This window comes from Vibrio sp. T3Y01, assembly GCF_013114525.1.
GTDB lineage: Bacteria > Pseudomonadota > Gammaproteobacteria > Enterobacterales > Vibrionaceae > Vibrio > Vibrio chagasii_B.
Map to the genome: position 1 here is coordinate 131,516 of NZ_VTXJ01000006.1, position 23,661 is coordinate 155,176.

A 23,661-nucleotide genomic window follows, 5' to 3' on the forward strand; every position below is an offset into this window, starting at 1 on the left:
CATTTTATTTATTGGTAAAGATAGAACTCTTATCTACACTCTAATGAAACCAAGCGTTAATCACTTGGTGGCATAATAATAAATAAAAAAACGTTCAGTCGGCTAGATAAGGACAAGGAAATGAACAACGAGAACATTGCTGCGTTTCAGGGGCTCACGGATGACACCCCCATTAACGAATCATTTTCTGCCAACGCAGAACCTTATGCTCAATACTTGAAGGACATTGTAGGTATTGACCTGCTATCTCGTGAAGATGAACTTTACTACGCACGTTTAAATCGTCAGGGTGACAAAAATGCTCGTGATGTGATGATCGAGTCCAATTTACGTCTTGTTGTTAAGATCGCAAAGAGTTATCTCAAGCGTAAAGGCAACAACTTCACGCTGCTAGACCTTATCGAAGAAGGCAATATCGGTCTCATTAAGGCCATTGATAAATACGATCCAGAACCTGGCTATCGTTTTTCTACCTATGCCGTGTGGTGGATTCGTGAAAACATTGACGCTGCTTTAATGAACAAAGGGCGTACGGTTCGTTTGCCAGCTCATGTCTGTAAAGAGATTAATAGCCTTGCGTCTAAGAAGCTCGATGTAAGCAAAAAAATGCGCAAATCGGTTTCCATAACAGAGTTATCTGACAATTCCGGAATTAAACCTGAACGCGTAGATCAACTTGTCGCACTGAGCGGTTTTATCGATGTAACCACCACGGTAGAGATCCACCATGCACCATTAGTTTTGGATCAATTTGAAAGTTTTGATATCCCCGATCCCCAACAAGATTTAGAAGCGCAATCGTTCACACAAGCTTTGGAGCAAATTATCGGTACTTTGCCGTCTAAATTACAGAAAGTCTTAATACACCGTTTTGGACTGTTTGATAATAACGTTAAGACACTTTCTGAAGTGGCAGGCATGTTAGATGTGAGTGTTTCCAATGAACGAGTAAGACAGATGCAAAAAGAAGCGGTTGAAAGGGTTCAAAAGCGGCTGCAATTTGATGGATGGGTATAAATCAAAGCCTATATAGTTGGATTTTGGGAGGGTGAGCTTAGAAGCTTGCCCTTATTTGTGGCTGCCTTCTAAAAAACTCAATAGCGTTACCAATACTACGTCACCTATAAAGCGTAGTACGTTCACTACGTAGGATCAGATAGTTGACATAAGTGGTCTCAAAGCGGTTCTGCTCCCACAACGATAGAATTCGCTTCGCCGCAAAATAGTAATCTTTATTTCTCAATAACATGCCAACCGTGTTACTTAATTTCTCAAATCTGGCTTGTTCACTCTCGGATATGCAGCTCTGGTCGTTTTCAATAATTGGAGCCAATCCGTCTGCAAACCAGTTATTTAGAATTTCACGCATTTCTAATTCACACTCAGGCACGTCCACATTTGATAGCTCTCGATGTTGTGGGGGTGGCACGATGTATTTAGATGCTTGCGGTGAACTGACATAACGATACATGCCCTCACTCCTTTTTGACTCTCTCTATAGTAACTAAGAACATTCTTGTGGATTCTCAAGTTTATTGAAGCCGAAGAATGAATCTCAGCGACAAATAAGAAAGCCATGCAAAGGTCACTCTACATGGCTTTGCTCAGGGCAACTTTACGCTGCCCTATCTACTTGTCGGTTTAGACTAAAACTAAGCCCTCTCGATTATATCGAGCTTTGGTCGAAGTCGTTGCCTTGATCGTTTCCAGACTGCGAATCTGAGTCGAAGCTTCCAGAGTCGTCTGTGAAATCAACACCTTGGTCTTGACCACCCGCACTAGTCCAGTCACTGCCACCTGATTCCATACCGGCCATGTCTGTTTGCTGCTCTTGAGTAGAACCTTGCATGGTGTATTGATCATCGACCTCAACTTCAACCGAGCCGCTCGCACCGTCTATTGAGCTACCCAATTCGTCGTAACCTTGGAATTGGATCTCGCTAGTGCCTTCGTAACCTTCAGGAAGCTCAACCGATACCGGTTGCTCAAGGTTACCACTGATAGTGAAGCTACCATCACCGTTATCCAACGCATTACTCACGCTAGAACCTTCAGGTAAACCAGACATTTCTGCGTAATCCACCGATTCGTTACCACTGACCTCATCAGGGATCGAGATAGAGATAGTATCGCCCGGTGCGGCTGTTACGTCAGCAACGCTGTCTTCTGCTTCAGCATCTTGAGCTTGGTCATCAGCTTGTTGTGCGACTTCCACTTGCTGCTCTTCTGTTGCTTGAGCGGCTTGTACTTGTGGTTCATCGCTCTGTGCTGAATCATCGGCTACTTGAATGTTCAAGCTATGGCTCGATACTTCACCACCATCGCTAACGTCGACATTCATCGCTAAGTTGCCGTCGAAGTCTTCGTTTGGCCAGTATGTCCATTCTCCTTCACCAGATTCAGCGAAGAAACCTGCATCGTTCGCGTCTGCAACATCGACAACTTCTGCCGTTTCGCTCACGCCAAGTTCATCCACCAACTGCGATTCTGTGATAGTTAATGAACCATCGTCGGCTAATGCATAACCGTCACTCGCAGTCGCTTCATCGCCACCTTGGATATCCACATTGAAGAAGCTTTCGATGCGGTTTTCACCATCGGTAGCAATAAATCCAACTTGAACATCGCCGGTGTAATCTTCGGCTGGTGTGAATTGGAAGTTACCTTGGTTATCGCTCTCTATTACGCCCTGACCTTCCATCAAGCTCACTGACTCAATGCTCAAGCTATCGCCCGCTGCATCGCTCAGGTTCGCTAACATGTCTTGATCAGTGAACGTCAAGGTAGCATCTGCCGCTATTTCAGTGGTTGTGATGCTGTTTACTTCTGGTGCCGCATTCTCTTGTGAGTCGCCCTCTTTAACGACTACGCCAGTTTGCTCATCATGAAGTACACCATCCTTGTCAATAACGTACGCAATGTCTGCTTCACCAGTAAAGCCAGGAGCTGGTGTAAACGTCCACGTGCCATCGCCATTATCGACAATCTCACCTTGGCTACGGTCTGCTAGGTGAACCAGTTTCACTTCATCATCACCATCTGCGTTTACGTTTTCAGCAAGTCCAATTAGGTCATCTGCTGTTAGGATAATCGAGTCACCCGCAACAGTTTCAAAATCACCTGAATCAATACCATCTTCAAACGCTTCTGGTTCATCGCCGTAGTCAACCGTTGTTGCACTTACGGTTACGAAGAACTCACCGTGGAAATCTTCAGGAGGCGTCATTTGAATGTTTGAGATATCCCACTCGAACAAGTCAATGTATTGACCCGGTTCAGTGATCATTACGGTGTTCACACCATCAGTCACTTCGAAGCCAACAGGGAAACCAGTCATCACTAGATTACTTAATGTTTCTGAATCATCGACTAAGCCAACGTTCAACCCTAGGTGACCCGTTTCATCTTCACCGAAGACAAGTGGACCATCATGGTCGGTTGTAATCACCGCGCCATCCGCAACAGGACGAACATACACAGGAACATCGAGCACCGTTTCAAACTCACCGTCACTTACGACAACTTGTAAGTCAGATACACCTGCAAAGTCGCCTGTTGGTGTGAAGGTCCAAGTACCATCGCCGTTGTCTGTTACTTCTCCGCCATCTTCACCGTCTGCGGTGATAATGCGTGAAACTACAAGGTCAGCGGTATCAATGTCACCGAACAAGTTCATCAAGTCGCCAGCGTCGAAGGTGAACGCGCCATCTTCGTCTGTGGTCATCATGGCGTTACCGACATTGAATGGAGCGTCGTTAACTGGAATCACATCCACATTCAGCGAACCATCAACCACTTCTTCGCCATCTGTTGCTTGATAACCTAGCTCTACCAAGCCATTGAAGTCTTGAGTAGTCACTAAGTGATACATGCCATCTGGCTGCTGACTTAAGGTCGCATTGGCTGGAGCACGAACCGTAATGCTTTCGATGCTGATCTCGTCACCATCAAGATCCGTCACTTGATCCGCGATGTAAGCCGGGTCAATCACCATGACCACATCTTCTTCGCCTTGCATCTGAATGGTTGGTGCATCAGGTGCATCATTCACTGGCGTGACATCGATGTTGCCGTCGACTGATATTGTCTCTTGGCCATCGCTAACGTTAAACGTCATTGGCACATCGCCATTGAAGTTTTCGTTTGGCGTGAATGACCAAGTACCATCTTCGTTATCTAGCAACTCACCCAAACTAGGGTCAATCTGTAGACCTGAAGCAGACAGCTCGTCAACAGTGTTATCGATATCTGTAGCTTGAGCTAACAACATGTCTTGTGTGATAAGAATGGTGCTGTCTTCGGCTGTGGTTAGATTCACATCCTCTGATTCAGGTCCATCGTTCACAGCCAGAACTTCGATACCTGCCGTTGTTGTTGCTGTCGCACCGTCATCGTCGGTTACAACAACATCTAAGCTAATATCACCGTTAAAGTTCTCACTTGGTGTGAATGTCACTGAGCCATTATCGTTTTGAACTAAGGTGCCATCAGAGCCCGAGTAAGTCACACTCTCTAGCGACACTTCGCCATCAACGTCTGAGCTGTTCGCAATCAATTGCTCTGGGCTAATGGTTATCGTGCCATCTTCGTTCATTTGGTAAGACGTTGCGCCCGCCACTGGTACATCATTCACATCCGTGACTGTCACATCGATGTTGGCGTCAACCGTATCAGTACCGTCAGACACTGTGAAACCAAGGTTTACATCGCCATTGAAGTTCTCATTCGGAGCAAAGCTATAAGTGCCGTCGCCGTTATCGGTGAACACACCCTCTGCACCTGTGTAAGACACATCAGCGATAGATAGGTCATCACCATCAATGTCCGCAGCGCCAGCAAGTAGATCTGCATCCGTGAAGGTTAGCGAGCCGTCTTCTTCAATGGTGTAACTTACATCATCAGCAGTCGGTAGGTCGTTAACAGGATTAACCGTTAGCTCAACGCCTGCTTGAACGGTTTCAAGGCCATCCGATACATCGAAGCTTAGGTCAATGTCGCCATTGAAGTCCGCATCCGGTGTAATCGTAAATGAACCATCATCGTTCGCCGTTACTATCGCGTTGTCACCTGCTGTTAGGTTAGATGCGGTTAGAGTATCGCCATCAACATCAGATGCTTGAGCAAGCAGCTGCTCTTGGCTTAGGGTGATTGAGCCGTCTTCATCAACTGAGTACGCCAAGTCACCTGAAACTGGTGCATCGTTAACTGCGATAACATCAATGCCCGCCGTCGTTTGAACAGTAGCACCATCTTCATCAGCCACGGTGACATCTAGGCTGACATTACCGTTGAAGTTTTCATTTGGTGCGAAGCTGTAAGTACCATCACCGTTATCAGTAAAGATACCGTCTGCACCCGAGTAAGAAACGTCACTAACGGATACATCACCTTCAATGTCTGAGCTGTTCGCAAGAAGCTGCGCATCAGAGATAATAATCACATTATCTTCATCAACGCTGTAGGTCGTTGAACCTGCAACTGGTAGGTCGTTGACAGCAATAACGTCGATGCCTGCCGTTGTTTCAGCCGTTGCGCCATCCTCATCCATAACAGACACATCAAGGCTGATGTCGCCGTTAAAGTTTTCGTTCGGCGAGAAGGTGTAAGTGCCATCACCATTATCCGTGAACACACCATCTGTGCCGCTGTAGCTAACATCGCTAACAAAGACATCCCCTTCAACGTCTGAGCTGTTCGCCAGAAGTTGTGCATCGCTTAGGGTGATACTGCCATCTTCTTCAACGCTGTAAGTTGTAGAACCCGCTGCCGGTACGTCATTGATTGGAACAACTTGAACATCAATGTTTGCCGATACCACATCGGTGCCATCGCTGACATCGTAAGTAAGGTCGACGCTGCCATTGAAGTTCTCGTTTGGAGCGAAGGTATAAGTGCCATCGCCGTTATCCGTGAACACACCGTCGGTGCCTTCGTAGTTAACAGATTCAACAGAAAGGTCGTCGCCGTCGATATCCGTTGCACCAGCCAGTAACTGTTCATCAGTGAAGGTTAGTGAGCCATCTTCATTAATGGTGTAGTCATGATCGTAAATCACAGAAAGATCATTGACTGCTGTTACGGTCACATCTAGCTCAGCAGGCGTCACCCCACCGTTACCATCATCCACGTTGTAGCTAATGGAGAATTCACCGTTGAAGTTCTCTTCCGGTGTAATGGTGTAAGTACCGTCACCATTGTCAGTGATAAGCGCGTTCTCAATTGAAACATCTCCAACACTTGGTTCGTTTCCGCCCGTATCACCAGAGTCATCACCTTCATCGCCGGTTAGCAATTCAGAGATATCAATGCCGTTTTCATTCGCAAGCGCTTCTTCTGCGGTTGGCAAGTCGAACGCATTTTGAGTGCCGACATCTTGGCTTGGAACAATGATGCCATTCACGATATCGAATACATGCCAGTGGTCACCTGATGGGTTATCAGATAAATCCGGGCTGAAGGTTTCAACCAATGTATCACCTACAAACACCTGAACTTGTACATCTTCAACACCATCTACATCCCAACTTCTGTTGGTGTAGTTGTGTACTGAATAGTGCATGTCCGCATCTTGGTAGTTTGGAATGGTGATGGTTTCAGGGCCGCCACCATTTGTGTCATCAACATCTTGTTGAACAACGTTACCTTCACCAAGATCATGGCTCATGTCGCGGTAGTAGATATGGTCTAGCTCATTGCCATTCTCTGTATCATATAGCCATAAGTGGTTATCCATATCTCGAGGACTTTCACCCCAAGTCACCACGATACGCATATCTGTTTCTTCAAGTACTTCAGATATTGCAGTTACGCCACCATTCACATCTTCGCCCGCAGGGACAAGGAAGCTACTGGTAATTGAACCTTCTTGTTCAATGGTTACCGTGCCTTGGTCAACGACTGAACCTGTAACAGAGTAATTACCTGAATCATCCGTTACTGTGGTGTAGCTATTGCCAGCGCTGTCGGTCAGGGTGACTTCTGCACCAGACACTGGATTACTGGTTTCAGCGTCCAACACTGTACCGGTTACGGTTGTTTCATCGCCCTGTTGTCCAATAATTGCGGTCATGTCATCGTCTTCGATGTCAGTCGCGAATTGTAGGAGCTCTTCTTGAGTAATGGTGTATGAACCATCTTCTTCAATGGTTATCGCCACATCAGCAGAAACAATCGGTGCGTCGTTCACTGGGTCAACGGTTAAGCCTAAGTTAGCGGCAATTGGAGTGTCGCCATCGCTGATGCTGTAGGCAACATCGATGTAGCCATTGAAGTTTTCGCTTGGAGTGATTGAGAACGTGCCATCGCCATTGTCGACAATCGTTGCATCGTCACCCACTAAGGTTAAGTCGGAAGCGACAAGGTCATCGCCCTCAATATCAGCGGCATTCGCAAGTAGCTGCTCCTGCGTGATAGTGATGACATTATCTTCATCAACGTTCGCGTAAACATCAGATGTCGTTGGCAAGTCATTGACTGGGTTAACCGTCAGATCGGCGTTCGCCACAATCGACTCAGTACCGTCCGAAACATCAAAGCTCAGGTCGATATCGCCATTGAAGTTCGCATCTGGCGTTACCGTAAAGGTGCCATCGCCATTATCAACAACGGTTGCATTATCGCCTGCGCTTAAGTTGCTTGCGGTCAGATCATCGCCATCCACATCAGATGCTTGAGACAGTAACTGCTCTTGAGTCAGAGTAATGGAACCATCTTCATCAATGCTGTATGCCAAGTCACCCGATACTGGTGGATCATTAATTGGAAGAACATCAATACTTGCGCTGGTGGCTACTGTCGCACCGTCTTCATCAGTCACCACGACATCGAGGCTAACATCGCCATCGAAGTTTGCGTTCGGTGCAAAGCTGAATGTGCCGTTACCGTTGTCAGTAAAGATACCGTCAGCGCCTGTGTAGTTCACGCTATCAATCGCCACTTCACCTTCAATATCAGAAGCGTTCGCCAACAGTTGCTCTGCACTGATGGTGATAACTTCATCTTCGTTGACTGAGTAACTGGTTGAGCCTGCGATTGGCGGATCGTTCACCTCTAGTACGGTGATTCCCGCGGTGGTCGCTTCTGTTGCTCCTTCTTCATCGGTAACAACAACCGCTAAACTCACATCACCATTGAAGTTCTCGTTTGGAGAGAAGGTGTAAGTGCCGTCACCGTTGTCTTCGAACACACCGTCACTGCCAGTGTAAGTCACACTATCAATCGCAACCTCACCTTCAACATCTGAAGAGTTGGCTAATAGCTGTTCGTTACTGATCGTGATTGAGTTGTCTTCATGCACAGTGTAAGACGTGCTACCCGCTACAGGTGGATCGTTCTCAGGAGTCACGCTCACATCAATGTTGGCTTGAACCGTATCCGTGCCATCTGACACATCAAAGCTGAAGTTCACATCACCATTGAAGTTCTCGTTTGGCGCAAAGCTGTAGTTCCCGTCACCATTGTCGGTAAGCACACCATCAGCACCAGTGTATGTCACACCTTCGACTGTTAGGTCATCACCTTCAACATCCGTTGCACCCGTTAACAGGTCAGTGTCAGAGAAGTTAAGAACCCCATCTTCACCAATAGTAAATGCTTGGTCTTGCAACTCTGGCGCATCATTGACAGGTGTTACCGTCAAGTCTAGGCCAGCAGCGACCATGTCCTCTCCATCGGTGACATCGTAACTAAATTCGATATTACCGTTGAAGTTTTCACTTGGTGTAATGGTGAAACTGCCATCGTCGTTCATTTCAACGGTCGCATTTTCATCATTGGTGGTTAGGTTGATTGCAGATAGATCATCACCATCAATATCGACAGCGTGTTCTAACAACTGCTCTTGCGTTAATGTGATGCTGTTGTCTTCGGCAGTGACTGCACTGATATCACCTTCTACCTCTGGCGCATCGTTTGCTGGCGAGATGTGAATCGTCACATCTTGTGTTGCCGTTGCGGTTGTACCAGTATCAACATCCGTTGATGTCGCATTGACTGTCAGTACTACATCGCCATTGAAATCATCTGAAGGGATAAACTCTAGTCCTGCAAGCTCTTCTGGCTGTAGAGACCATGTGCCATCACCGTTGTCAGTACCTGCAGAAAGTGAACTTCCCTCTGGTACATCTTCAATCAAGATAGCGAGATTTTCTGAACCATCGGTATCCGTTAATGCAGCATCAATATCCAGTGGAACTGGTGTGTCTTCGGTACCAATGATTTGGTAATCGGCGTCAGACACTGATATTTCGATGTTGTCGATACCAAACGACTCGTCATTGACGCTTTGATTCAAGGTTGAACCAAAGCCAAGTTCAAGTTGGCCGTCTTCAACCGGCACCGTTAGGTTGATTTGGTGTGCTTGGTCATTCCATCCACTGAAGCCCTCACCTTGCGACACACCATGAACCACTTCGCCGACTTCATTTCCTTCTGAATCGTAAAGCGTTGTTGTGCCATCTTCGGTACGGAACGCAGAGTTATCTAACGAGGTAAGCTCTTCGCCACCAACAAAGATTTGGAACGACTCACCATCCCAAGAGTCGATTTCGTAGAAGCTGAACGAGATATTAACTTCGCTCACATCACTTGGAATGTCGTAAGTTTTGCTAACCGATTCCTCGCCACCAGTGCCACCAATACGACCTAGCATGTCACCTGATTCGAAGCCTTGTGAGCTTTCAGTACCGGTATTCCAGCCGTTTGAGCCAGACTCGAAGTTGTCTGACGCAATCACTAGGTCAGACGCAATCGACAGCTCTGGCATATCAACCACAGATTGAACATCAATTGTCGCTTCTGCTGGTACTGTCGCTGTACCGTCATTCACGTCGAACGTCACATTTACATTGCCGTCGAAGTTTTCATTCGGTGCGAATGTGTAAGTACCGTCGCCGTTATCGACCAGAGTACCGCTATCTGAAGCCACATTTTCAACCGATAAGTTATCGCCATCAATGTCGCCTGCATTTTGCAGTAGTTGCTCTTCAGTGAAGGTAAAGCTGGTGTCTTCTTGAGTCACAAATTGTGGCTCACCGACTGTTGGCAAGTCATTAACTGGGTTAACCGTTAGGTCAGCCGTTGCTTGAAGCGTCGCATCACCATCGGTAATGTCGAAGTTCAAATCAATGTCGCCATTGAAGTTAGCATCTGGCGTGATAGTGAAACTACCATCATCGTTGGCTGTAACTGTCGCGTCACCACCAACGGTTAGGTTAGCCGCTGTTAAGTCATCGCCGTCAACATCACTCGCTTGAGCAAGTAATTGCTCTTGGCTCAAGGTAATTGAGCCATCTTCGTCCACGCTGTACGCCAAGTCGCCCGATACCGGAGCATCGTTAACAGGCAGAACATCTATGCTTGCGTTGGTCGCTACGGTTGCGCCTTCTTCATCAGTAACGACAACATCAAGGCTTACATCGCCATCGAAGTTCGCGTTAGGTGCGAAGCTGAATGTTCCGTCACCATTGTCGGTAAAGATACCGTCTGAGCCTGTGTAGTTAACGCTATCAATCGCCACTTCACCTTCGATATCAGAAGCGTTCGCCAACAGTTGCTCTGAACTGATGGTGATAACTTCGTCCTCGTTGACTGAGTAGCTCGTTGAGCCTGCGATTGGTGGATCGTTCACCTCAAGTACAGTAATACCCGCGGTGGTCGCTTCAGTTGCACCCTCTTCATCAGTTACGACAACATCAAGGCTAACTTCGCCGTTGAAGTTTTCGTTTGGTGAGAAGGTGTAAGTACCGTCACCGTTGTCTTCAAAGACACCGTCAGCGCCAGTGTAAGTCACACTATCGACAGCCACATCACCTTCAATGTCTGAAGAGTTAGCAAGCAACTGTTCGTCACTGATGGTAATTGAGTTGTCTTCATGAACGGTGTAAGACGTGCTACCTGCAACCGGTGGATCGTTCTCTGGTGTCACGCTGACATCAATGTTGGCTTGAACCGTATCCGTGCCATCTGACACATCGAAACTGAAGTTCACATCACCATTGAAGTTTTCGTTTGGCGCAAAGCTGTAGCTTCCGTCGCCATTATCAGTAAGAACGCCGTCGGCACCTGTGTAAGTAACGCCTTCAACCGATAGGTCATCCCCATCAATGTCAGTCGCACCTGTTAGCAAGTCTTCATCAGTGAAGTTCAAGATGCCGTCTTCGCCAATGCTGAACGTTTGATCTTGTGGTTGTGGAAGGTCATTAACTGGATTAACGGTTAGGTCAGCCGTCGCAACCAGTGTATCTGTACCATCGCTAATGTCGAACGTTAGGTCAATGTCACCATTGAAGTTCGCATCCGGCGTAATGGTAAAGCTACCGTCATCATTAGCAACAACCGTCGCGTCCCCATCAACAATCAAGTTAGAAGCAGTAAGGTCGTCTCCGTCTACATCGCTAGCTTGAGAAAGAAGTTGCTCTTGGCTCAAGGTAATAGAACCGTCTTCCTCTACGCTGTATGCCAAGTCTCCTGATACTGGAACATCATTGATTGGTAAGACATCAACCGTAATATGAGTATCAACTTGAGCGCCGTCTTCATCTTGAATGGTCACATCCAACTGGACTTGACCGTTGAAGTTTTCATTCGGTGCAAAGCTACATGTGCCGTCACCATTGATTGAGAAGATTCCGTCTGGACCGTCGTAGTTGATCTCAACAAGTTGTACGTCACCTTCAATATCAGAGGCGTTCAGCAGAACTTGAGACTCATTGAAAGTCAGTACTGAATCTTCATCAATGGTGTATGACGTTGGGCCAGCAACTGGCGGATCGTTCACCTCAAGGACAGTTATACCCGCCGTTGTTGCTTGAGTCGCGCCATCTTCATCCGTCACGACAACATCTAGGCTAACTTCGCCATTGAAGTTCTCGTTTGGAGAAAAGGTATATGTGCCGTCACCGTTGATTTCCAGAACACCGTCGCTACCACTGTAAGTCACGTTATCAATTGCGACTTCGCCTTCGATATCCGAAGAGTTCGCTAGCAGTTGTTCGTTACTGATCGTAATAGAGTTGTCTTCATGAACCGTGTAAGACGTGCTACCCGCAACTGGTGGATCATTCTCTGGCGTCACGTTCACATCAATGTTAGCGGTTACCGTATCGGTACCATCTGATACATTGAACGAGAAGTTCACATCGCCATTGAAGTTTTCGTTTGGCGCGAAACTGTATGTGCCATCGCCATTATCGGTTAGGACACCATCTGCGCCAGTGTAAGTCACACCTTCAACACTTAGTTCGTCCCCTTCAATGTCCGTTGCACCTGTTAACAAGTCTTGGTCATTGAAAGTTAACACGCCATCTTCGCCGACTGTGAATGCCTGGTCTTGTGCTTCTGGACCGTCGTTCACTGGTGAAACTGTTAGCTCTAGATTGGTAGAGACAACATCATCACCATCAGACACATCAAACGTAAAGCTGACATCACCATTGAAATCAGCATCTGGCGTTAATGTGTACGTACCATCACCGTTATCGGTAATCGTAACGCTCTCATCATCGGTTGCTAAATTCAGAGCCGTCAACTGATCGCCATCTAAATCACGCGCATTAGCCAATAGGTCTTCTTGCGTAATGATGATTGAACCATCTTCTTCAACCGTTGCAGAAACCGGAAGTGCTTCAGGTGCGTGCTCAATGTGCGCGCCTGTCGCGTTAATGTAGATGGTTTGAGAGACCGTTTCAGAATCATCATTCGATAACTCTGTTGCGGTTGCGGTTACATGAACTTCAAGCTGTTCGTTGAAGTCTTCAGGTAGCTGGATTTGTAGTGCATTTTCGATAGCCGTTGTTGGTAAGTTCACCGTACCATCAGGGCCAACCGTCACTTCACCGCTGTAGATTTGGCTGTTCACCTCACCTACATCGATTGTGAAGTTGAAATCTGTGTAGTCAGCATCACCGCCGCCATACAAATCTTCAAAGCCGTAAACCAGCTCGCCGTCTTCATTAACCGTCGTGCGAGTATGTTCGATACCATCTTGGTTTAGCTGAGAGCTTGAACCACCATGGAAGATCGCGTCACCATTCTGGCCTTGAATCACGGTCTCGGTTCCATCTGCCGCAACAAAGACAAGTTGAGGATCAACCGTATCCATGTTCGCAGGTGAACCATCCTCAGCACGGAACTCGTACTGACCGTCTTGCATCGCATCAAAGTCGTTGTGCTGATGTCCGTTTGGAATTAAGAACAGGTTAAAGCTTTCGCCTTCCGCCACTTGGAAGCTGAACTGTTCTTGCCCAGGAACAAGGTCACCACCACCATCGACTTGTGAGGCGTTCTCGTAGACGATTTCAACGCCCGTGATGTTGCCGTCTTCGTCAACTTTGTAGTAACCCGCTGTGTTTTCGTAACCAGCCGTCTCACCCTCAAATGTGACTGTGATTTCAGTATCGTTGTAACTGGTGATACCGTTGTCTTGGTTATTGATTACCCCTTCGTTATCGTAGGTAATCACTGAGCCTTCAGGCACACCATCAACCGTTACCGTCAGTGTTTCTGATAGATCTTGGTCTACTAGCGCAGCCGCAATATTAAGCTCAACAATGCCGCCTGGCTCAACCAGAATTGCTTCATCATCAACGTTGACACCATCGCCATCCGTGATCACTAGGTCAGGTGCATCAGCTACGGCTTCAATGTGAACATTGATGTCTTGTTCAACTTCATCCGTGCCATCTGTCACCGTAAAGCTGAACTGCAGGTCACCACTGAAGTGCTCTTCAGGAACGAAGCTGAACGTGCCATCGCCGTTATCGGTGACTGTACCTTCATCGCCAGAGTAATTGATGCTAGTAACACTGAGGTCATCGCCATCAATATCAATCGCACCACTCAACAGATCCTCTTGAGTGAACAGGATGCTGCCATCTTCTTCGATGTGGTACATGCCTGGAGCAACAATTGGAATGTCATTCACCGGGTTCACGGTCAATGTCATCTCATTCGACGTACTTAGTTCACCATCGCTGACCTCATAAGTGAACTCTATATCACCATTGAAGTTTTGTGACGGCGTCACCGTGTACGTACCATCGCCATTGTCTACGATACTTGCATTTGGATCGTTAGTTTCCAATGAACTTGCAAACAGATCGTCGCCATCTTGGTCGCTCGCGTTCTCCAACAACATTTCTTGTGTAACGAGGATTGAACCATCTTCGTCGACATCTGCCACCATTGGCGTCGCTTCTGGCGCATCGTTGACGAACTCAACTTTTAGGTCGATGTTTGCAGCAACCACATCAGTGCCGTCGCTCACATCAAACGCTAAGTCAACGTTACCGAAGAAGCCCTGCTCTGGGGTCAATGTGTATGTTCCATCGCCATTGTCTGTGACTTCTACCGTGTCGCTTGCACTCGTTACATTCACAACTGACAGCTCATCGCCTTCAACGTCTGTCGCTTGTGCCAGTAACTCAGCTTCAGTAATAGTAATCGCTTGACCGTCTTCCGTAGTGAAAGACATGTCCGGTACATCTGGTGCATCGTTGATAGGGTTTACGGTTAGGTTGAGGTCAGCCGCAACAGTTTCGATCGCGTCAGTGACATCATAAGTAAACTCAATCTCACCAAAGAAATCTGCACTTGGTGTAATAGTGAAGCTACCGTCTGGGTTTTCTACAACAACCGCATTTGGATCGTTGGTCGCAAAGTTAACTGCTTCAAGGTTATCGCCATCGACATCGGTTGCATTCGCTAACAGATCCTCTTGAGTGATAGTGATTGAACCGTCTTCATCAACAGCGGCTTCAATAGGACCACTAACCTCTGGGCCTTCATTGACAATTTCAACGTCAACTCTTGCTGTACTTGGTGCGCTTGCTTGGCCATCACTGATATCGAAAGTCAGATTCACTTCACCGTAGAAGTCTTCTGCAGGTTCGAAGGTAAAGGTATTATCACCGTTATCCGTTAACGTACCTTGCGTTTGGTCTGCAAGTAATAGGTTTTCGACATGAAGAATGTCGCCATCAACATCGGTAGCACCAGACAATAGGTCTTTCGCTTCGATGATCATGGAGCCGTTTTCAAGCATTTGGGTGTGCAATGGTTCACCCGGAACCGGCACATCATTGACTGGTACAACCGTTAGGTCTAGATGCGTTGCAACTTCATCAGTTCCATCAAACACCTTGTAGTCGATGTCGATTTCACCATTGAAGTTTTCATTCGGCATGAAGGTAAACGTACCATCGCCGTTGTCGACTAAGTCACCGTTATCACCACCGTAAGTGATGTCAGAAATAGACAGCGTATCGCCTTCCACATCTGTGGTGTTCGCTAGCAAGTCATCTGCACTGAACGTGATACCTTCATCTTCGTCTGTCGATAGAACAATCGGGCCAGAAACGATTGGCGCATCATTCACCGATTCGAAGTTGATATTAATGATGTTGCTGTCTGTTAGCTCACCATCGGTAACTTGGTAACCAAGTTCGATTTCACCATGGAAGTTTTCATCCGGTGTTACCGTCCAAGTTCCATCACCATTATCGGTGAGTGTTGCATGCTCTGAGTTTTCACCCACTAGCTCTAGATTTTCAATATCAAGGTCGTCGCCATCAATATCAGATGCTTGCGCCAGTAGTTGCTCTTCGGTAATTACAACCGAAGCAAACTGGGCCGAACCATCGGTATCGACAGTAATATTCGGAAGATCAGCCGTTAACTCAATTTCGTTGTCACCCGCATGGATATTCAACTCAACCGTTTCAGTAATCTCTGAGCCATCTACACCAATCGATGTAAACACCGCTTCATCATGACAAGTTTGTGACACTGTCATGTTTTGAACGACGTAAGTACCATTACCTTGCACGGTACCAAGCTCAAAGTAGGACACTGGTTGATCAACCGTTAGCGTGTAATCTGTCTCGAAAGTACCACGGTCTTCTTTGTGGTAAGTCATCGAGTCAATTAGGTCGCCATCCTCATTGAACGCTTTGATTTCTACTTCTGTAAAGTGACGAGACTCTTCCATGAACCAGCCACCCAAACCATCTAGGTGGAAACTGATTTCATTGATGTCTTGACCTTCAACTGAAACCGTCAGTTTCTCATCACCACTTAAGCCTTGGCGGTCAGTATCACCGATACCATGACCAATGTGGGTGTTGCCATTCCAGGCACCAAGAGGGTCATCGTTACTTTGAACAGTTACCGTTAAGTCACCATCTGAGAACTCACGCGTATAAGGGTCAACTTCTGTACCCCAATCATCCACACTCGCGTTATCGTCAAACGTACCGATTTGTGTGGTGTGTGTACCTTCAGCAAGAGCATCTTCACTTGGAACAAAGCGCACTTCGGTATCTGCAGGAACTTCTTGTCCTACTTCCAGTACCACCCATTCGTCATTCACATTTGCTTCAATGATGCCGTTTTCTGGCGCTTGGTCTAAACGTAGTGCTGGTTCTTCACGAAGTGTCACACCAACTGTTTGGTCTTCTTGCGCTTGGATGAAGATTTCATCGCCCGCTTCTGGCGCATCGTTGACAGGGTTAACCGTCAAGTCGAGTGTCGTCAGAACTTCATTCTCACCATCACTGATGCTGTATGTGAAATCCAACTCGCCATTGAAGTTTTCTGTGTGCGTAATAGTGAATGAACCATCGTCATTAGTAACAATTGTCGCATCTGGATCGTTGGTTTGTAGGTTAGATGCCGTTAACTCATCACCTTCAACATCGGTCGCATTAGCGAGTAACTGCTCTTGAGTAATGGTGATTGAATTATCTTCATCGACTTCAGCCTGAATGCCCGAAGTTTCAGGTCCATCATTCACAGCAATAACATCGATGCCAGCAGTTGTGGTTGCGGTTGCACCGTCTTCGTCAACGACAACAACGTCTAGTGAAATATCACCATCGAAGTTTTCATTTGGCGTAAAGGTGTAAGTACCATTGCCATTATCAACAAATGAGCCGTCATCACCGGAGTACGATACTCCAGACAGTGAAACATCGCCTTCTACATCGGAAGAGTTTGCCAATAGTTGCTCATCACTGATCGTGATTTGCCCATCTTCTTGGACTGTGTAAGATGTCGAGCCCGCTACCGGTGGATCATTCTCAGGCGTTACGCTGACATCAATAACAGCTGATGTTGAATCAGTACCGTCAGAGACATCGAATGAGAATTGAACATCACCATTGAAGTTCTCGTTTGGAGCAAAGCTATATGTGCCGTCGCCATTATCGCTAAGAACACCATCTGCACCTGTGTAGAGCACGTTTTCAATCGACAGTTCATCACCATCAATATCCGACGCACCTGCAAGCAGGTCAGCATCGGTGAAGAGTAACGTACCGTCTTCTTCAATCGTGAACTGTTGATCTTGCGCTTGTGGCAAGTCATTAACCGGATTCACGGTAATGTCTAGGCCAACTTGAACTGAACCACCATCGTTATCGATGATATCGAAGTTCAGGTCTAGGTCACCGTTGTAGTCGGCGTTAGGCGTAATGGTGTAGCTACCATCATCATTGTGTTGGATGGTCGCATTTTCATCAGTAGATAGGTTGATAGCTTCTAAGTTGTCGCTATCAATATCATCGGCTCTTGCAAGCAATTGTTCTTGGCTTAGCGTGATGGAGCTATCTTCATTGATGGTGTAAGCCAAATCACCCGATACTGGCGCATCATTGATTGGCAATACATCAACGTTAATGTGTGTTTCAACCGTTGCGCCATCTTCATCTTGAATGGTCACACCCAGTTGAACCTGACCATTGAAGTTTTCGTTGGGTGCAAAGCTGCATGTACCATCACCATTTACAGTGAAGATACCGTCAGAGCCATCGTAGTTAATGCCAACAAGTTCTACATCGCCTTCGATATCCGAAGCATTCACAAGAATCTGAGATTCACTGAACGTCAGAACAGAATCTTCGTCAATCGTGTATGACGTTGGACCCGCAACTGGTGGGTCGTTCACTTCAAGAACGGTAATACCTGCTGTGGTTTCATCAATTGCACCCTCTTCATCTGCAACAATCACATCAAGGCTAATATCACCGCTGAAGTTTTCGTTAGGAAGGAAGGTATAGCTGCCATCGCCGTTATCTTGGAACACACCATCAGTGCCACTGTAAGTCACAGTATCAACCGACACCGCACCTTCAATATCCGAAGAGTTAGCTAGCAACTGTTCATCAGAAATTGTGATGGCATTGTCTTCATTGACCATGTATGAGGTTGAACCCGCAACTGGCGGATCGTTCTCAGGAGTCACACTCACATCAATGTTAGCGCTAACGGTTTCTGTGCCATCAGACACATCGAAACTGAAGTTCACATCGCCATTGAAGTTTTCATTTGGCGCAAAGGTATAAGTACCATCACCGTGGTCGGTCAGTACGCCATCACCACCTGTGTAGCTGATGCCTTCTACTGTGGGGTCATCGCCATCGATATCGGTGGCACCCGTAAGCAGGTCAGCGTCAGTGAATTGCAGCGTACCGTCTTCTTCAATAGTGAATTGTTGATCTTGAGGTACTGGCAAGTCGTTAACTGGGTTAACCGTTAGCTCAGCAGTGGCTTGAACCGTATCTGTGCCATCAGTGATATTGAATTGGATATCAATGTCACCGTTAAAGTTCGCGTCAGGAACAATTGTGAAGCTGCCATCATCATTGGCCGTTACCGTTGCGTTACCATCAACCGTTAGGTCACTCGCCGTTAGGTCATCGCCATCTACGTCAGATGCTTGAGACAGTAATTGTTCCTGACTCAAGGTGATTGAGCCATCTTCGTTTACGTTATATGCCAAATCACCTGACACCGGAGCATCATTAATTGGCAATACGTCTACATTAATAACGGTTTCGACTTCTGCACCGTCTTCATCTCGTATAGTGACATCAAGTTGAACTTGACCATTGAAGTTCTCATTTGGTGCAAAGCTGCAAGTGCCGTCGCCATTTACAGAGAAGATACCATCTGGGCCGTCGTAGCTAATGCCAACAAGCTCGACATCGCCTTCCACATCCGAAGCGTTCAGTAGTACTTGTGATTCACTGAATGTTAGAACTGAATCTTCATCAATCGTGTACGACGTTGGACCAGCTACAGGTGGATCATTTACTTCTAGAACGGTGATCCCAGCCGTTGTTGCATCGGTTGCGCCGTCTTCATCGGCAACCACAACATCAAGTGATATCTCACCGCTATAGTTTTCATTTGGTGAGAATGTGTATGTACCATCACCATTGATTTCCAATACACCGTCACTGCCTGAATACGTCACACTGTCGATAGAAACATCGCCTTCAATATCTGAAGAAGTTGCCAACAGTTGTGCATCAGAAATAGTAATCGAGTTATCTTCATTTACGGTGTAAGACGTAGAGCCCGCAACTGGAGGATCATTTTCCGGAGTCACGCTAACATCAATGTTTGCCGACACTGTGCCAGTACCATCAGACACATCGAAGCTGAAGCTCACATCGCCATTGAAGTTCTCATTTGGCGCAAAGCTATAAGAGCCATCACCATTATCGGTCAGTACGCCATCAGTGCCTTCATAAGAGATCCCTTCAACAGTTAAGTTATCTCCCTCAACATCAGTTGCACCGTTTAGTAGGTCTGCATCGGTAAAGACAAGTGTACCGTCTTCTTCTACGCTGAATTGTTGGTCTTGAGGCACTGGCAGATCGTTAACTGGGTTAACTGTTAGGTCGGCAGACGCTTGAACGGTATTGGTGCCATCAGATATATCAAAGCTGATGTCGATGTCACCGTTAAAGTTCTCATCCGGTGTGATGGTGAAGCTGCCGTCATCATTCTGAACAACTGTTGCATCCCCATCAACCGTTAGGCTGCTAGCAGTTAGATCATCCCCCTCTACGTCAGAAGCTTGGGATAGCAGCTGTTCTTGGCTTAAACGAATCGAACCGTCTTCATCAATTGAGTATGCTAGGTCGCCAGACACAGGAGCATCATCAACCGCAGTAACACTTACATCAATGTTTGCAGAAACAGTATCAGTGCCATCAGACACATCGAAGCTGAAGTTTACGTCACCGTTGAAGTTTTCATTTGGTGCAAAGGTGTATGTACCATTGCCATTATCGGTGAGAATGCCGTCACCGCCATCATAAGTTACCCCTTCAACCGATAGGTTATCACCCTCAATGTCCGTTGCACCTGTTAGAAGGTCAGCATCGGTGAAGATTAACGTACCGTCTTCTTCAACAGAGAATTGTTGGTCTTGAGGCACTGGCAGATCGTTAACTGGGTTAACTGTTAAGTCAGCAGACGCTTGAACGGTATTGGTACCATCAGAGATATCGAAGCTGATGTCGATGTCTCCGTTAAAGTTCTCATCTGGCGTAATCGTGAAGCTGCCATCTTCGTTCTGAGTGACGGTTGCATCACCGTCAACCGTTAGGCCGCTGGCTGTTAGGTCATCGCCCTCTACGTCAGAAGCTTGAGATAGAAGCTGCTCTTGGCTCAAACGGATAGAGCCATCTTCGTCCACTGAGTATGCTAGGTCGCCTGATACAGGCGAATCATCGACAGCTGTTACGCTGACATCGATGTTGGCAGACACTGTGTCTGTGCCATCCGACACATCGAAGCTGAAGTTTACGTCGCCATTGAAGTTCTCATTTGGTGCGAAGGTGTAAGTACCGTTACCGTTATCAGTAAGGATACCGTCGCCGCCATCGTAGGTCACACCTTCAACAGTAAGGTTGTCGCCTTCAATATCCGTCGCACCTGCTAGTAGGTCTGCATCAGTGAAGATAAGTGTGCCATCTTCTTCGATCTCGAACGTTTTATCTTCGGGAACTGGCGCATCATTTATTGGGCGAACCGTTAGATCAATTGCGCTGCTAATGGTTTCTTGGCCATCACTGATATCAAATGTTAGGTCAAGCTCACCGTTGAAATCTGCGGAAGGAACAACGGTAAAAGTACCATCACCATTATCCTGAACGGTAGCATCAGCACCAACTTGAACGTTTGATGCGACTAGGTCATCTCCATCGACATCACTTGCGTATTCGAGTAGTTGTTCTTGAGTGAACGTTATGGAGCCATCTTCATCCATGATGTAAGCAAGATCTTGCTCTACTTCTGGTGCGTCATTCTCACCTTCTACTTTGATTTTGAAGGTTTCGCTTACCGTTTCTGAATCAAAGTCGTCTTCAACTTCACTAATGGTCTCTTCATCTGAAGCTTGAACATCAACAGCAAACGTTTCTTCGACTGTCTGTGAATCAAGGCCATCATCAACCGGTTGTTCAGGTGCTTCGGAAGATTCTGCACTTGGCGATGCTGATGTTCTCGCTGCCTGCCCCTGCTCTTCATTACCTTCAGCAGTTGCACCGCCATCTGAAGCTTCATTGCTTTCACCACCTACAGCTTGAGCTCCAGCACCAGAACCGCCACCACTACCCGCCGCTTCTCCAGTCCCCGCATCAGAAGCTGCGCCGCCAACCACATTCGACTGTGCATCATCAGAATCGCTGCCACCTTCAGGCGTTTCTTCTTGAACAGCACCACCGGAAGCTGAAGCCTCTTCTTCGTTACCAGCGCCACTTGGGTTATCTGCTAGAGCTTGGTTAACTTCGTCAGCTGCATCCGTGTTTTCAGCACCAGTCGCTATTGTTGACGCGATCGTATTCTGTTGATTCTGTTGGTTCTGCTGCTGAGAGGGAGTACCAGCATCATTCGTGTCCGTTTGTTCGACAGCATCATTGAGATCTTCGTTTTGGTTATTTTGGTTATTTTGGTTATTTTCGCCTGCCATTACAGCCTCCGTTGCTACTAGCTAACTGATCGTTTACAGGCATTAAAGGACACCATTTCGGAAAACCAAATTTTTATACAACATTTTTCATAATTTTCTTTTTACAAATAAAGATGCAAAAAAAATTTGAAATTCTCCTTTAAAGATCCTTAGTTATTGTCATTAAAGCAATTAAGGCAGTGGAATTATGATAGACATGACAAATTTGTTGCGTTCAATCGACAACAACCACAAAGGGCTGCAATTGCTATTGGGAGATTTTTACAAGGATTTTTCTGACGCAGCATCAAATATCGAACAGCTTCATAAAGGTCATCGTTTCCATGAGCTTAACCATTACGCAAGAAAGTTGAAGACAATCTTAACCCTACTGTGCGACCAGGATTTGCCGCCTAAGATGGCGAAACTGGAGCATTTAAGTAAACACGAGTTCCCTGCTCCGGAAGAACTTTTAGAGGATGTAAAAGCTGAATTGCTAAACGTTAATCGACAAATAAATCATTTATTAGAACTAGAAATCGTTTCAGATAACAAGGTATCGAGGTAGGTCATGAGCAATAATCAAATTGAGCATCACCTTAGAAAAGCCCTTGTTTCTAATACAGAAGCCACTAAGGTCACAGCAGACGATACCATAGTACTAGCAAGTGCAATGAGTAGTGTTCACAAAACGCTGCTTATTATATTTATGCTGGCACTGGTTGCGGTTGCCGTGGCGTCACAAGCACGTATAGACATTGTTGTTTCTGTTCGTGGTGAACTGCTTTTGGAATCTGACGTGGAAAAAGTTCAACACCTAGAAGGTGGGATTCTAGAAGAGTTGCTCGTAAGAAAAGGTGAAGTCGTTTATGAAGGGCAACCCATCGCGAGAATACGCTCACTCGACCGCAATACTCAGCTGGATACAGTAAATACAGAGATCATCCAACTTGAACTAGACAAGATTCGTTATGAAAGCTTGCGCGATATGGTGGAGCCCGACTTCACCACATTCATTGAGCAGTACCCTGAACAAGTGCAAACCAACATGAACACCTGGCGACAAGAGTACTCAAAAAACCGCTCAAATGAAGAGCTCATCACTCATGATATAAAGCACAAAAACTCCCTTATTAGCTCAATGCTAAAGCGCCGCAAAAGTTCAGAGAACCAGCTTTCTTTGATTCGTAAACAGCTCAATATCAAAAATACTCTCTATAAAGAAGAGATGGCTTCTTACGTAGATGTTCTCAATATGCAGGTCCAAGAGTCCAATATGGTGCGTGAAATAGAGAATCTGGATGAGTCGGTAATGAACGAGCGATTCCAACTCGACAAACTAGAAAAGCAACATCGTGATTTAGTTGAGAATCGAAATTCAGAGTATCAGGCACAAATCATTCAAGCGAACAAAGATCTCAAACTGAAACGAATCCTACAACCTCAGCACTCAGACAAGGTTGACCGCCTAGTCGTTTATTCACCGGTTGATGGTGTGGTCGACAAATTGCACTTTAACTTCCGGTCGGCGGTTATTCCTCCAGGCGAGAGTATCGCTGATATCGCACCGATCAATAACTCTCTTCACGGCGAAGCAAAAATCCCTCGTAAAGACATGGGGTTTGTGGAGATCGGCCAAGCAGTAAAAGTGAAAATGGATACGTATAACTTTGCCAAGTATGGTTTTGTAGAGGGAACTATAGCCTCTATCAGTCGCTCATCTTACGAAGAAGAAGACGCTGAGTTCTATTTGGCAGAGATTGAGATAAGCCAAAATTTTCTTGAGCGAGGAGGCACACAATACAAACTATCCCCTTATATGGAATTTACTGCCGATGTCAAAACGGGCTCACGCCGAGTCATCGAATACGCAGCCAAGCCTGTGATGTCCGCCATCGAAGATGCTTTCGATGAGAGGTAAT

General features: G+C 46.5%; 5 protein-coding genes. 3 read left to right on the forward strand and 2 right to left on the reverse strand.

Features of this window, described 5'->3' with window-relative positions; translation table 11 throughout:
* The first annotated feature begins 120 nt into the window (after window positions 1-120).
* Window positions 121-1,017, forward strand: coding sequence for an RNA polymerase sigma factor RpoD/SigA (locus F0232_RS08635; protein WP_105058133.1), 897 nt, complete (start codon window positions 121-123; stop codon window positions 1,015-1,017).
* A gap of 100 nt (window positions 1,018-1,117) precedes the next feature.
* Here F0232_RS08635 and F0232_RS08640 read toward each other — a convergent pair whose 3' ends face one another.
* Together F0232_RS08640 and F0232_RS08645 are read right to left on the reverse strand one after the other, a co-directional pair.
* Window positions 1,118-1,471 carry a hypothetical protein gene (locus tag F0232_RS08640; RefSeq protein WP_105058132.1) on the reverse strand — a complete coding sequence of 118 codons (354 nt, stop codon included), beginning with the start codon at window positions 1,469-1,471 and terminating at the stop codon, window positions 1,118-1,120.
* 195 nt (window positions 1,472-1,666) lie between these two features.
* A complete protein-coding gene (locus tag F0232_RS08645; RefSeq protein ID WP_105058131.1) occupies window positions 1,667-21,760 on the reverse strand; it encodes a tandem-95 repeat protein in 20,094 nt (6,697 codons plus the stop codon).
* 184 nt (window positions 21,761-21,944) lie between these two features.
* Between F0232_RS08645 and F0232_RS08650 the strand changes: the two genes are divergently transcribed.
* Entirely contained in the window at window positions 21,945-22,307 is a 363-nt protein-coding gene (locus F0232_RS08650) for a hypothetical protein (protein ID WP_061031024.1), read from the forward strand.
* A 3-nt stretch (window positions 22,308-22,310) separates the two neighbouring features.
* A complete protein-coding gene (locus tag F0232_RS08655; RefSeq protein WP_061031025.1) occupies window positions 22,311-23,660 on the forward strand; it encodes an HlyD family type I secretion periplasmic adaptor subunit in 1,350 nt (449 codons plus the stop codon).
* Window position 23,661: the final 1 nt, after the last annotated feature.

Bases quoted from the DNA above. Each gene is read 5' to 3' on its own strand.
- F0232_RS08645 (WP_105058131.1), bottom strand. From the start codon at position 21,760: ATGGCAGGCGAAAATAACCAAAATAACCAAAATAACCAAAACGAAGAT.
- F0232_RS08635 (WP_105058133.1), top strand. From the start codon at position 121: ATGAACAACGAGAACATTGCTGCGTTTCAGGGGCTCACGGATGACACC.
- F0232_RS08640 (WP_105058132.1), bottom strand. From the start codon at position 1,471: ATGTATCGTTATGTCAGTTCACCGCAAGCATCTAAATACATCGTGCCA.
- F0232_RS08655 (WP_061031025.1), top strand. From the start codon at position 22,311: ATGAGCAATAATCAAATTGAGCATCACCTTAGAAAAGCCCTTGTTTCT.